Below are 12,971 nucleotides of genomic sequence, written 5' to 3'. Positions count from 1 at the left end.
TATTCGTTACTATGGGTTTTGAACCCAGCTTCGATTATAACACAAAAAGACTATCTCTCGATCTTAGCGACCAAGTGGATAGCCTAATTTTGCAACGAAATTATTCATTAAATAAATACTTCTTCAACAGTCAAATTACGCTCCTTGGATAAATCCCTAAACGTAGTTTCATCTACTTTCACTAACGGCTTAAAAATGTCCAAAGGATTATTCATAATAATCGTACCTTGCTCTCCATTGCTAAGCTGAACATTTTTACCTACAAAGTTCGGCAATAAATGTCCAATCAAAGCTTGTACCGCATTTCCATTCAGTTTACCAAAGCCTAGCTCATGCACCTTGCGCAGAACGGTTATTAGCCCCTGTTTTGGTTGATTCGCTCTTGTTGAGGTCATCCCGACGTAAGCATTAGCGACAGCCACGATCAGTGTATACGGGTGCAGGTCCGTCTTACGAAGCATATTAGGATAACCTGTCCCATCCTCAAATTCATGATGCTGAAGCGCCACCAGTGCAGTCTTCTCGTCATTCATAGATTTAAGAATAATATCGTATCCATATGTAGTATGACGTTTTAGTTCTTCCGTTTCCTCAGAGGTTAAGTTTCCTGCCTTATTCAAGATAGAAGGGTCGATCTGACTTTTTCCTATGTCGTGTAGATACCCAGCCCGGCTAATCTCGTAACGTTCTTCTTTGGTATAACCTAACCAAGTCGCTATGTAAAAAGATAAAAGTCCGACCTGCAAAGAATGATTGTATGTACCAACGTCCTCCCGCTCAAGCAACAGTAATAAGGACACTACATCCTTATGCTCATCCATTTTTTCCAGCAAGGGCTGCAGCGTAAGATCTACATCTGACTGCGTGAAACTGCCCTTGCTGAGTGCTTCTAGAAAAATAGACTCATAGTTTTGGATCACAAGATCAAAATTTCCATTCAGACTTTGCTCCAAATTCATCCCTTCATTATCCATCGCTATGCTGCGAGGTTCAATATCGACATAATCGATACGATGTCTCATCAGGAGGGTGATTTCTTCTTTGTAGACAATGGTCCCCTTCGGGAGCACATGTAGGCCAACACTATTGAAAGTGTCCATCATAAGACAATCGCCATGTTTTAGATCTGTGACATGAGCTTTCAAAATTCAGCACCCTTCCTATGTATAGGTATATTTTACCTTAAGGATAGCTAAATTCTTCCAAAGTCACAATATGGTTAAAGTCTCATTAACGCTCATAATTAGTTCAAAAGACCCCTGCGGCTTCACCTAAAAAGGAATACTAAAGTCCGCGATCACTTTTCCGATCAACTGATCCTTCGCTACAAAAGGAGTAGCCCAAAGATGAGCATCATAGCTTATATTCCGGTTATCTCCGAGAAAAAAGTAATGGTCCGCCGGAACCGTAACGGGTCCAAAAGTATAGTCCATCCGCTCATTAAGATAGGGCTCATTGATCTCCGTTCCGTTTCTGTAAAGTGCTCCATCTTTAATTTCAATGGTATCGCCTGGCAGCCCTATCAACCGCTTCACATATCTTTTATTCTCATCGCCTGCTACCGGCGGCGTAAACACAACGATATCTCCATGATCAAGTGTGGTCATCCATAACATTTTTTCAACGATTAGTCGGTCATTAATTTCAATTGTAGGGATCATAGAGCCCGTGGGAACCTTCATGGCTTCAGCAACATAAGTTCTTACAAACAAAGAAATGACCACGGCGATAGCAATACTAGGCAAATATTGTTTGATAAATTTCAACATAATCGCTCACCTCATATTCATTTTATAGACTCTTTGATCGGTGCTGTAGCTTTTTTCGCTCATTCATATTCAGTTCATATTGTCGTCATGTAGGGTTCACCTTCATCGGGTAAGCTTTCTTTGGCGAGTCTTTAGGATAGCCATAATAACTGATGAGGACAGGTGAAGATACGCGTGAAACCAAAAGAAGAAGCTACGAAAAAAAGGATGAATAAACCGCTTCGAATTACACTTATTTCCTTAGGGGCTTTAGCTACCGCAATAGTACTTTTTCTAGTGACTGTTTTTGTCGCTAATATTTTCTTCAATAAATCGGACCAAGCTAGAATAAAACCTTATGGTCAGTCTGTAAGCGTTGATGGTAAAAATATGAATGTTTTGATTCAAGGACAAGGCGAAGAGACAGTCGTGCTATTACCTGGTTATGGAACGGTGGCACCGGGACTTGATTTTAAACTGCTAGTAGATGAACTATCTCCATTTTACAAAGTTGTCGTGATCGAGCCTTTCGGTTATGGATTAAGTGATAGAACTGAAAAAGAACGAACCACGGAAAATATTGTAAGTGAGATTCATGAAGCTGTAAAGCAGCTTAAGATTGACCGTTATATTCTAATGGCACACTCTATTTCCGGTATGTACAGTTTGAATTATGTGAACAAATATCCAAACGAAGTGAGTGCATTTGTCGGGATTGATAATAGTATTGCAACGGAAGACAGAATAGGTGTTAAAATACCAACAGGAAAATTAAAACTACTTAGAAAATCAGGATTGGGCAGATTGTTATTTAAATCAAGTGGAAATCCCTATGCTGAATTGCCGTTTGATGATGAAACTAAAGAACAATTGAGATTGCTTACACTTAGAAACACTTATAATTACACTAATTTAAATGAAGTGGAACATATGTCTTCTAATTATAAAGGGGCTCTAAATTCAACTTTTCCAAAGGATATTCCCCTATTGCTCTTTGTACAAGGGGATGATACTCTCTTAAAAGATTGGATATCATTGCATGAAGAGCAAGTCAAAAATTCCGTACAAGGAAAATTGGTAAAACTTGATGCAGGACATTATCTGCACCATACCAAATCAAAAGAAATCGCCGAAAATTTTAAGACATTTATGAAAGAAATAAAATAAGTATAGATTGTATCGCTCAGATTGTCTAAACCGTTTCACCTAATCTCCATGCTGCTGCATCATGTGCAAGCTACCTTGCATTTCATGCCGCAGTATTTTTTCTTATTCATCCTTCGTTTATATTTACGTACCTTCACTTCTCAAACCGCTCAATGATTCGATTCATTTCCCCATCCACATCAATCAAAGTATTCTTAGGAATATGAATGACTATCAAACCACCAAAGATTTGTTCACATTTCCCTTCATTATCCGTGATCCGTTGTTTAAAAGCAGAAATGGCTGCTGAATCAACAGCTTCTTTACTGAGGAGCCAGGCGTACCTTTTAAAATGAGATTTCTGTACCGTTTCCTGATAATAAAAGATTCCTTGTTCTTCCTTCACTCGTATAATATCACCCATTGTAACACCTGGATTAAAAATCGGCGTCTCTTCGATGCGGTATTTATCTTTACCAACTGGAGTTACATCAAGGATTTCAATTTCACGGCCTGCTGGATCGAAACAAATATGCAGTCCTGACGAATCTAGCATCGGCACACCTCAATTCTTATCAAAGTCTGATCTTGATGATTCTAAATAACACAAAACACAATAAATACATTAAGCTTGTAACCCCAAACAATCTGAAGATACCTGGCGTCAAAAACATATACAGACTGTAGGGAAAACTCCAAATAAAGGCGAGAAGCATGAGAAGACTTCTGTTTAAAGAGATGCCTATCGCTAGTAATCCGGCCGGCAACACCAGCATTACCATACTCATTATAATACTGGATTGATTCGTAACCTCAGCATAAGGATTAATGAATATAAATATAAACCATAAAAAAACGGTCATCAAACTGGATACATATCCAATGAGTTTAATGATTGTTAAGTTTATGGATTGCTCCATTCCATCACCTCAATTCTTTCGCAATAATTCTCTCCAGCCATTTCCACGGGAGCAGCGTTTTGCCTAAGATCAAGATCCGGGTGCCTTTGCCGATAGGGTACCGAAGCCTTGGTGACTTCATTTCAGTAATACGACCGATAAGATCTGCGACTTGACTTGGATCTGGTGCAGTTTCAGCGGTATGTTTGGAATATCGTAGCACTGCATCCAGACGTTTTCTGTAAGGAGAATTCTCGCTTCGACGGATTTGTTCTATTCCCTTTCCCCAAATCGGGGTACGGAAAGAGCCAGGTTCAATTAATACTACACGTATTCCATAAGGAGACATTTCATGACGTAGACTTTCACTGAATCCTTCTACTGCAAATTTGGAAGCTGCATATGGAGCATACCCCGGAAACCCGGACAACCCGCTTATACTCCCCACATTAATAATCGTACCACTTCTCTGTTCTCGCATCACTGGCAGCACAGCTTTTGTCACCGCCACTAATCCGAAAAAATTCGTCTCCATTTGCTGGCGCCATTCCTCCATAGTTATCTCTTCTATGAAGCCGCCTATAGCAAAACCTGCATTGTTAACCAGAACATCAATTCTTCCAAATGTATCATGCACTGAGGATATAGTCGCCTCTATAGAATCACTATCAGTTACATCCATAGTCATGAAATGAAGCTGCTTTAAGAGTCCTGCTTGCTCTGCCTGCTGTTCAAGCTCACCTTTACGACTCAAATCGCGCATGGTTGCTACAACTTTGAATCCCTGTCCAGCTAGTTTGAGGGCTGTGAGCAGTCCAAATCCACTAGAAGTTCCGGTTATTAAGGCCACTCGATCCTGCATTCGATCTAGTTGTGAATTCATATTTGACTCTCCTCATGTTTCATTATTCCAAAAAGCAAACTAACGTTCTATTTCGGGGTTGACTATCCATTAATTTCAAGTTATAGTGATTGCATCATTTATATTCTGTGCGGGAGAAGCACCTCGCAAGACAGGCAATCATGCCTATCTTGGAGGTGCTTTTTTGCGCGCATAAACTAATTAAGGAGCTGAAACGATTGATAATTCACAAATTTAGTTATTTTAAAAGGTTCGTCCAATTCATCCTTGTAGTAGCTCTCCTCATTAGCAACCTTCCGATGGCTGCTGGAGGTACAGATTGGGATTCTGCGTTAAATGACATTAACGGTCTCCATGGTAATTATACCTCTCTTCAAGCTGCCCTCAAGTCTGATAGCTCTAAAATCCAGATACTGCGCAAGCAGAACAATGAAACACTGAAATCTATTCACACTGTCATAGAGTCAACAGATAAGGCTCTGCTGAGTCGTTTATCTTCTGAAGCCACAACTGTTCAAAAGAAGCACGCTCCCCTCCTGGAACAATACAGTACACTCAGTAAGCAGTCTGCTGCAGCGAAGAAAGCTAAAGACTTTAAGACCGCCACTCTCCTTGACCTGAGACGCAATAAGCTCAAGGCTGCGGTAACCATCGCTAGAACTGAAATCAAGGCAAAGACAGACGCGTTGGCAACCGCCCGTAAGCAAACCGCTACTAAGCTCAAACCTATCAAAGATGCGCTGGCACCGATCACAGCTTTGAAGAAGCAAATCACCGACGAGAACAAGAATATCGCTGCAGCACAGAAAGTTCGATCAGAAGCAGATAAACACTACAAATCGGCTGTAAAACAAGGAGATGCGATTACAGCAGCAACAGAATTGAGAGCATCCTATGATCAAATGATACGAGTTCATGCCATGCAGCAAAATATTTACAGCTGGGAGCAGAAGATAGCACTAGCTTTGCGCGCCGCAGAATCTAAGCTTCCATAAGTAGAGCGGTTCGCCATTCCTTAAATCAGTTTTACCAGTAAACTGATGAAACCGGCTGCGGGCTCGATCAGCAATTGGGCTAGCAATGTCCCTAGAAATCTGGAGCCCATCAAGACGACATATATTTTTCCAAGCTGGTTGCGATATTCTATATTTTCAGTAGCCTTATGAGTAATAAGACCAAGCTGCGGGTCGATAAATACGGTGAGCAATATGGTTGCTAATCCGTTAATTAGTCCAGAAGCTTGAGAGGCAGTGGTGCTGAATTCAGGAACTAACTTGGCAGCATACAGAGAAGCCAATACACCAACCGTATAGAATGCTGTAACAAAAACATTCATGACAATAAACCGTTTAGGAATTCCCAGGTATCTAAAGTTATATAGGTTCACTTTTGGTTTTCTTATGTATTTTCTTGTATTCTTTAACTGCCCAATGGTTACGCTCGTAAGCAGCTTGGGAATAGAACCTTCGATCTCTAGCTTAGATATGATTCTACCAAAAAGACCCACAAAGGTAGGAAACACGGCAATTGCAATTAAAGTGCCTAATGATGAAGCTAACAGAATAATTCTCAAATAATTAATAAGCGGAAAATCAGGATGCAATTTGGCGTAGTCTACGAATTTAGCCGTCAGTGGAGCTTGAATCATGTTTGCGGTTCTTGACACGAGAACAATAATGCCTGTCAGAGACAAAGCAATAGCTATCTTATTCAGCTTCACTCCGGCGTATCTTACCGAATACGATAAGGTTTCTGCGGTATGAATAATCATTGTAAGCAAGCATACTACAATCAAACTATTAACCATTTGTAGGTTCATCTCCAATGAGAAAGCTATTTATCTACTCGATACTGTTTTGGGTGAAAGTACTGATCCAATCCATAAGAAAGTATAATTCCAACGCCATATCTAACAAGGTCAACCCATAGGAACCCTTTTCCGAGAATTAATCCACCGAGTACAGTAGCCCGGATGCTATTGATCCACTCCGCTTGATATAGCTGGCTGAATTCTATGCCGAAGCTAAACATCAGACTCCACATAAAAGCAATCCATAGCTTCCTGTTCACTAGCAGTACGCGAAACATAAAGTAAACCATGCTGCCCCAAAGTGCGTCTCCAAAATGTCTCGATACAAACAAAGGCAGATGTTCCGAGAATACTCTAGAGCTTAAACCCAGTGCAATAACAATTAGGCAGATGCATCCATAAAAAAGTCTTTCTTTCAGAGCATTAACTCTCATTTCCATCCTCTATCCAGCGTCTGACTTGAAGTTTATGCTTGCGATAATATTAATGATCACGATATAAAACGGATAAATAATCATGGCCCCTATTATGATCAGTCCTGTTACCGGTGCTGGTTTATCCGCAGCTTCTGTAATTGGGAACCATGCTGCAAATAAATTAACGAACAGAAACAAATAGGGATACCAAAGGATCGCAGTGAAATATTTGGATTTTTTACCGTTCAAATATTTTTTTGTAATCCAAACAAACCCTATAGAAGAAAATATAAATAATACAAGCATGAAGATAAGCAGCAAGTTATCTACTTTACCCAGCTCCAAGCCCGAAATTCTACTGATTCGATAAATATTCACTAGTAGCTCTATGACGACAAACAACATAAAGGCATAAAATGCGCTTAATCCATTGAGCTTAATAAAATATCTCATTTACTCAGCGCTTCGGGATTCCACATTCGTTCCACACTAGTAAGCTCTAATTCATCAAATTCCAACTTATAAATATCTGGTTTGGAAGTCTGTTCAAAGAACTCATAACCATACTCTTTATTGAAGTAATTCAGGATAATGGTCATGATATTCCCGTGCGTACCAAGTGCGATTTTACTGCCTTTATTTTGCCGGATCAATTCTTTTATGATTGGAATCGCACGCTCTTGAGCTTCCTGAGTACTCTCTCCATCCGGCATTTTATATTGTAAGTCTGTGAATGAGGTCCGTATTCCCTGGAGATATTCTTGTTCACTGATCTCAATCTCCATGCTTGCGATAGCTCTTTCTCTAAGCTCCTCATACAGCTCAATCTCATGATCCGAAGCCTCAGCCAAATACTTAACCGTATCTATGGCTCGTCTATAAGGACTGGAGATAAAATGTGTGATCTCCTCTTCCGCCAATATTTCTTTAATTCTATAAGCATCCTCATGCCCTTTATCAGATAATCCTCGTTCCCTTTCATCTCCAAGCACAAAAGGTGATACTGCGTGCCTAATCATATAAATAAAAGTCTTCATGAGTAACTCCTCTCCTGCTTATTCAAATATCGTTTTTGCTGCCTCACGGTCTTTCTTGAAAATCTCCACTGGATAGGGAATGGTCATCTCGGGCAGCTCACTCTCTTTAAAGAACTTAAATTCTTCGACTTCTCCATCCATTGCTCTCAGTGTTCCACGGATGATAGAACACTCAAATACGATGACTGTATATTCCACCTGGTCTCCATTGTTATATTCGTATCTATATTTCCCTCCACCAAAAACCCCAAGAATGGAAGTAGGATTTACCATTAATCCAGTCTCTTCATATACTTCTCTGCGCAAAGTTCTTCCCGGACGTTCCCCTGGCTCGATGGCTCCTGCTGGCAATCCCCACAAGGACTCTTCAGGTTTGCGGATAAATAGAATATCATCTTCTTTATTTCTTATTACTGCAGCTACGGAGGGCATCATTAATAACTCTGATCCCACTTTTCCTCGGATTTCCTGATAATACTCAGACATCGGCACGCTATTCATCCATCCTTTCACACCGTTTAGTAGAACATCATCCTATTTTCCTCCAGCTTCCCAAAAACCCACATTATGTATATATTAGACATCTCTGTGATGGAATCCTTTAGATTCGGCAATATGCTTAGCGTGGAACAAAAAAAGCTTCCGAACGGCTCAATAGTTTCTGAGGTCCGGAAGCAGTTACAATGAGGTGAGACTTTGAACTTAATGTTTCCCTTTGTAGCCGGCAAGCTGTACGATCATGATGACAAGAACGAGCAATGAAATGAGCTGATCAATACTCATCTGCGTCCGCCTCCAATCCCAAATAAAGGATGGCTCTTCGGACGGCAATTCCTCTCCCAAGGACACTGCTTCGTTTCCCTTATACACATTATGTAGCATGAGTTCCATTTATGACTTTAAGAATGACTTACCCATCCATCCGGGCTAGTTCTTTCTCCACTTCATCTAGTTGATCTTCACCGAACACCTTAAACCCATACTGCCGTAATAACTCCGTAGTTGTACCTTCTCCTGACATCTTCGTATCCATAAATGTTCCATCATAAATATACAGACTACCACAAGAAGGACTATCCTGTTTCAAAATCGCTAACGCAACTTGATGTTCTGTAGCCAGCTTCAGCGTTGCTTGAGCACCTTTCATAAAGGGTTCTGTAACATCTGCACCTGCACCCGTCACTACCCGCTCACCTTGCCGCTGAGCATCGGGGCGAGGCGTTGGTAACCCACCGACTACCTCAGGACAAATATGGACAAAACGTCCTTCCTCATACCACTTCAGGAAACGGGCATCTAGACACGGCACATCACCATTATCATAACGTACTTTATGTCCTAACAGACATGCGCTTACTAGAATCTTCCCTGTCATCGTTATCTCCACCAGTCCGTCTAGTATTTAATATATGGCTATATTATTTACGACGTAAGCGTCAAACAGCCCACACCTTGACACCAAGATGAGGGCTCGATTTTAGAATGAGGTTAGGATTTCAATACCCGACAGATCGGTGGCAAAGCGGCTGACCAAGGCAAGAACGGGTCCAGCGCTTCTGGATCTTTCAGATCAGGGAGTTGTGGAAGCTGTTCAAATAGAAACTTCAAGTACTGGAACGGATTCAGTCCGTTTTCTTTTGCCGTTTCCATCACGCTATAGATGACTGCACTAGCCTTGGCTCCGCGTGGGGTGTTGGCAAAAAGCCAGTTTTTGCGTCCAATCACAAACGGTTTAATCGCCCGTTCGCTGCGGTTATTGTCGATCTCCAGGCGTCCGTCCTTCAGGAAAGCGGACAACTTCTCCCATTGATTCAGGCAATAAGTGATCGCTTGGCCCAGGGCACTCTTGGGCAGGACGCGAGACTTTTGCTGACGCAGCCATACTGAAAAAGCATCCAGAATCGGGCGGCTGCGCTCCATTCGGACGTTCTCTCGTTCTTCCGGCGTCGCATCCTTCAGTTCTCGCTCCACCGCGAACAACTGATTGCAGAAGGTGAGTCCCTGCTGCGCAGCCGTTCCAATCCTGGCTTCGGAGGCGGGCAAGGCCTTCAGCGCTTCGTCAAACTTGCGGCGCGCATGGGCCCAGCACCCGACCAGAGTCACCCCGGCTACCTTATGGTAGCCAGGGTATCCATCCACGTGCAGGTATCCCCTGAATCCGGCCAGGAAATTTCGGGGATGCTCCCCGCCACGCGCCTTGCAGTATTCGTACAACACGATGGGCGGTCCACTGCGTCCGGTCCGATACAACCACAGGTACGACTGCGACTCGGCGGACTTTCCAGGCTCCCGCAGCACCTGCAGCGTCGTTTCGTCCGCATGCAAAATCTCCTGCCCTAGCAAATGTTCTTTCATTCGCTCAAACAGCGGCGTCAGCCATTGATCTGCCCCATACATCATCCAATTTGCCAGGGTCTGCCGCGAGAGCGTCAGCCCGAGCCGGGCAAACTGTTGCTCCTGGCGGTAGAGAGGCTGACTCTCCACATATTTCTGGTTCATGACATGCGCCAGAATGGACGGTGAAGCCAGACTGCCGGGATAGACCGATTTCGGCATAGGAGCTGTGACAATTGGAGTCTGAATCGCTTCGCGTTCACACCGGCGGCAGGCATACACCTGCCGAATGTGACGCAAGACTCTGACTTCTGCTGGAATCACGGTGATTTCGTTGCGGGTCTCCGTGCTCATAGGATGAAGGTCTCCGCCACAGCACGCACAAACCTGCTCCTCTTCAGGCAGTTCATAGTGAAGGGTATCGATAGGTAATTTCTCCAGTTTGGCCTCGCGAGTGTCCGTCCATTTCTTGCGGCTGTAGGTAAGGGTCTCGGTTTGCGGCTCTTCGGAAGCCGGGGTCGCTAACACCTCGGCTTCATTGAACAGGTTCATCTCGAGCTGATCCGGATGGGTCTTCTCGCTGGAGGTGCCGAAGCGCTTATGCTGGGCCAGACGGAACTGTTCCTCGTACCACTGAAGTTTAGCGGTCAATTCGGCATTTTGCTGTTCCAGCTTGGCCTTTTGTTGTTGGAGTTCTTCTATTGTAGATGAGGGGTTCGCTTGATTTTCCATACCCTAAAATTTCGACAACACGGATGATTTCCCTGCTACCAGGCCTGCAAAAATGAAAAATCCGTTAAACGACGGTCTGAGCCTTGACCTGTTTATGGGCCTGCCGCTGGTGAAGGGAAAGCCCATCCAAGAGCCAGCGAAGTTCGCGAAAGGAAAGGGCAACCGGCGAGTCGCCAGGGCCCGGCCACTGGAAGGTTCCTCGTTCCAGGCGGCGGTACAGCAGCCAGAAGCCATTATGTTCCCAGTAGAGCATTTTGAGTTTGTCGCGCTGACGGTTACAAAAGACAAACAGACAAGGCGCGAACGGATCGAGCTGAAATCGCTCCTGAACCAGGGCGGCCAAGCCGTCGATGGACTTGCGTAAATCTGTGCTGCCGCCGGCTAAATAGACCTTTTCCGGCAGCGTCAGCATAAGGCCTCCAGCGCTTGAACCACTTGACGAAGCAGTTCAGGAGAAAAACCTGTCTGTACGTCAAGAGAGGCCGGACCGATACGAAGCGTCAAGGAGGAAGACGAGGAACGCGGAGAAACGGTCACCGGAATAAAGGAAGGGGAGGAAGAGCAAGGCTGGCTGGAATCGATTTTGCGGAGCCAATATTTCAATTGATGTAAGGTCAAGCCCTGTGCTTCGCACCAGGCAGACATGGAAAGGCCACTGGTCCGATAGTCCCTGATGCGTTCTGTCCACTCATACTGGCGTTGTTCGGCATTGGTCATCTGGCAGATCTCCTTGATTTAAGATATGCCTATGATCTCATGGCTGGCGTTGGGTTTACAGGTGGGCTAGGTTTGACGCTTACTTTACGACACAAAACTGATATGCAAGATTGAGAGGCTTGTCCATGAAAAGTTTGTGCTTCATACACAAAAGAATGCTCACAATGTCCATATAGAACTCATTTTAATCTTGATATTGGGGGCTCTTTTCACTCCGATACCGACTCCAGCAAGTCCACAATAAATCCGCCATAAGGTAAAGACCCGTCAAGGGAAATATAATTCCCCAAACATTTTGGACAAGAGAATATAAACGCTCCATAAACGGCTGAATCCCATACACACAAGCTACCGATAACGCCCACCAATATAGAGAGAAACGAAGGCAAATATGCCCTTGCAATTGATAAGACATTCCTGAATAATCCCACCATTGCTTTTGAAACACGCTCTTCAGCAACCAACCACTTATATATTCAACAGCTGAAGGAATGACTAACGCCAGAAGGAGGAACATTGGGAAAGGCAGAGTTAAGTCTCTGGCAATCAGTAGAAGCAGTGGTGCGAATCCATACATGGGTTTAAAGGGACCTTTTAGAAACCCCTCTTTGCGAAAGCTTCCATTGCTATATAAGTTATATGTACCTTCCAATACCCAACCTAAAAAAGAGTAGACCATAAAATAAAAAAAATACTGACCCGCCACTGCCATCGCAGTATCTCCGCTTGAAGAAAATATTGAAGTCATCATGTTTATACACCGCTCCTAGTTGTCATTATTTTCTTAAATATCCATCCGGCCCTATTATGCCTTAATCCTTCAGAAGGTATGCACGCAAAAAAGACATAACCCCAGGGTTATGTCTTCATTACAAAATACAAAGAGTGAAGCGGATTCTCTATCCTTCCACGCTTATGGTTTAAGCTGTTCTTCAGGATTCTGAGCCGGTATCATCGGCTGATTGTTGTCTTGTTTCTTTAACGTATCCGTCGTAATTTCACTACGCACGCCAAAGTTTGAACCATACTTTTTCTCAAAGTTGCCTGCTAGCGCCTCACCGCGTTTTTGCCGATATCGGCTGTTCTCATTCCGACTACGCATTTCATTTCCTCCCTGCTACAAGAATGGCTGAGATCTGTGAAATTTGCGAAAATGCTACTAAGAACTTGGAGAAAACTCTCTGATGAGGTTGTACCTGAATTCATTATACAATAATTGCTAAAATGATCTCAAGAAAAACAGACTGCCCAATGAAGGACAGCCTGTCTT

Annotated in this window: 19 protein-coding genes; 2 read left to right on the top strand and 17 right to left on the bottom strand. The window is 43.3% G+C overall.

Annotated features, from left to right (window positions below; genetic code table 11):
• Nucleotides 1-107: 107 nt before the first annotated feature.
• Nucleotides 108-1,145, bottom strand: coding sequence for an HD domain-containing phosphohydrolase (locus NSU15_RS11620; protein WP_042126607.1), 1,038 nt, complete (start codon nt 1,143-1,145; stop codon nt 108-110).
• 126 nt (nt 1,146-1,271) lie between these two features.
• Nucleotides 1,272-1,769 (bottom strand): signal peptidase I, encoded by a 498-nt coding sequence (gene lepB / locus NSU15_RS11615; protein WP_042126605.1) that lies wholly within the window; start codon nt 1,767-1,769, stop codon nt 1,272-1,274.
• Between the two features lie 207 nt (nt 1,770-1,976).
• Between lepB and NSU15_RS11610 the strand changes: the two genes are divergently transcribed.
• The gene (locus tag NSU15_RS11610) at nt 1,977-2,915 is read left to right on the top strand and encodes an alpha/beta hydrolase (protein ID WP_042132083.1); all 939 of its coding nucleotides are present in this window, start codon (nt 1,977-1,979) and stop codon (nt 2,913-2,915) included.
• Between the two features lie 133 nt (nt 2,916-3,048).
• Here the strand turns inward: NSU15_RS11610 and NSU15_RS11605 are convergent, their stop codons facing one another.
• The 3 genes from NSU15_RS11605 to NSU15_RS11595 are packed head-to-tail and all read right to left on the bottom strand — an operon-like array spanning nt 3,049 to nt 4,676.
• Nucleotides 3,049-3,450, bottom strand: coding sequence for a DUF4265 domain-containing protein (locus tag NSU15_RS11605; protein ID WP_042126603.1), 402 nt, complete (start codon nt 3,448-3,450; stop codon nt 3,049-3,051).
• Nucleotides 3,451-3,469: 19 nt separating this feature from the next.
• Nucleotides 3,470-3,814 (bottom strand): hypothetical protein, encoded by a 345-nt coding sequence (locus NSU15_RS11600; RefSeq protein ID WP_042126602.1) that lies wholly within the window; start codon nt 3,812-3,814, stop codon nt 3,470-3,472.
• Nucleotides 3,815-3,818: 4 nt separating this feature from the next.
• Nucleotides 3,819-4,676, bottom strand: coding sequence for an SDR family oxidoreductase (locus NSU15_RS11595; RefSeq protein ID WP_042126601.1), 858 nt, complete (start codon nt 4,674-4,676; stop codon nt 3,819-3,821).
• Nucleotides 4,677-4,873: 197 nt separating this feature from the next.
• On the opposite strand from NSU15_RS11595, the gene NSU15_RS11590 reads away from it, so the two are divergent.
• Nucleotides 4,874-5,650: a hypothetical protein gene (locus NSU15_RS11590; protein ID WP_156114778.1), complete on the top strand. Its 777-nt coding sequence runs from the start codon at nt 4,874-4,876 to the stop codon at nt 5,648-5,650.
• A gap of 20 nt (nt 5,651-5,670) precedes the next feature.
• On the opposite strand, the gene NSU15_RS11585 is transcribed toward NSU15_RS11590, so the two are convergent.
• The 12 genes from NSU15_RS11585 to NSU15_RS11530 form a co-directional block, all read right to left on the bottom strand.
• Nucleotides 5,671-6,462 carry a lipid II flippase Amj family protein gene (locus tag NSU15_RS11585; protein WP_042126599.1) on the bottom strand — a complete coding sequence of 264 codons (792 nt, stop codon included), beginning with the start codon at nt 6,460-6,462 and terminating at the stop codon, nt 5,671-5,673.
• 26 nt (nt 6,463-6,488) lie between these two features.
• Nucleotides 6,489-6,899 carry a DUF2809 domain-containing protein gene (locus tag NSU15_RS11580; protein ID WP_339290473.1) on the bottom strand — a complete coding sequence of 137 codons (411 nt, stop codon included), beginning with the start codon at nt 6,897-6,899 and terminating at the stop codon, nt 6,489-6,491.
• A gap of 9 nt (nt 6,900-6,908) precedes the next feature.
• On the bottom strand, nt 6,909-7,334 hold the full coding sequence (locus tag NSU15_RS11575) for a hypothetical protein (RefSeq protein ID WP_339290471.1): 426 nt from the start codon (nt 7,332-7,334) through the stop codon (nt 6,909-6,911).
• Nucleotides 7,331-7,918 (bottom strand): histidine phosphatase family protein, encoded by a 588-nt coding sequence (locus NSU15_RS11570; protein WP_076117088.1) that lies wholly within the window; start codon nt 7,916-7,918, stop codon nt 7,331-7,333. Before NSU15_RS11570 ends, NSU15_RS11575 begins: the two co-directional genes overlap by 4 nt.
• A gap of 18 nt (nt 7,919-7,936) precedes the next feature.
• A complete protein-coding gene (locus tag NSU15_RS11565) occupies nt 7,937-8,410 on the bottom strand; it encodes an NUDIX domain-containing protein (protein WP_339291324.1) in 474 nt (157 codons plus the stop codon).
• A 210-nt stretch (nt 8,411-8,620) separates the two neighbouring features.
• Entirely contained in the window at nt 8,621-8,767 is a 147-nt protein-coding gene (locus tag NSU15_RS11560; protein WP_339290469.1) for a hypothetical protein, read from the bottom strand.
• Between the two features lie 61 nt (nt 8,768-8,828).
• The gene (locus NSU15_RS11555) at nt 8,829-9,293 is read right to left on the bottom strand and encodes a DUF523 domain-containing protein (RefSeq protein WP_042126593.1); all 465 of its coding nucleotides are present in this window, start codon (nt 9,291-9,293) and stop codon (nt 8,829-8,831) included.
• 113 nt (nt 9,294-9,406) lie between these two features.
• Nucleotides 9,407-10,984, bottom strand: coding sequence for an IS66 family transposase (locus NSU15_RS11550; RefSeq protein ID WP_076147732.1), 1,578 nt, complete (start codon nt 10,982-10,984; stop codon nt 9,407-9,409).
• A gap of 64 nt (nt 10,985-11,048) precedes the next feature.
• Nucleotides 11,049-11,396 carry an IS66 family insertion sequence element accessory protein TnpB gene (gene tnpB / locus NSU15_RS11545; protein WP_076147734.1) on the bottom strand — a complete coding sequence of 116 codons (348 nt, stop codon included), beginning with the start codon at nt 11,394-11,396 and terminating at the stop codon, nt 11,049-11,051.
• Nucleotides 11,390-11,701, bottom strand: a complete 312-nt coding sequence (locus NSU15_RS11540; protein ID WP_076147737.1) for a hypothetical protein — start codon at nt 11,699-11,701, stop codon at nt 11,390-11,392. Before NSU15_RS11540 ends, tnpB begins: the two co-directional genes overlap by 7 nt.
• A 184-nt stretch (nt 11,702-11,885) precedes the next feature.
• Nucleotides 11,886-12,452 carry a putative ABC transporter permease gene (locus NSU15_RS11535; protein ID WP_249923464.1) on the bottom strand — a complete coding sequence of 189 codons (567 nt, stop codon included), beginning with the start codon at nt 12,450-12,452 and terminating at the stop codon, nt 11,886-11,888.
• A gap of 162 nt (nt 12,453-12,614) precedes the next feature.
• Nucleotides 12,615-12,803: a hypothetical protein gene (locus NSU15_RS11530; RefSeq protein WP_339290467.1), complete on the bottom strand. Its 189-nt coding sequence runs from the start codon at nt 12,801-12,803 to the stop codon at nt 12,615-12,617.
• Nucleotides 12,804-12,971: the final 168 nt, after the last annotated feature.

Origin of the sequence: Paenibacillus sp. FSL E2-0201 (assembly GCF_037963325.1) — a bacterium.
GTDB lineage: Bacteria > Bacillota > Bacilli > Paenibacillales > Paenibacillaceae > Paenibacillus_AQ.
The sequence above is the reverse complement of the archived record's forward strand: the minus strand, read 5'-3'. Positions and strand labels throughout refer to the sequence as shown.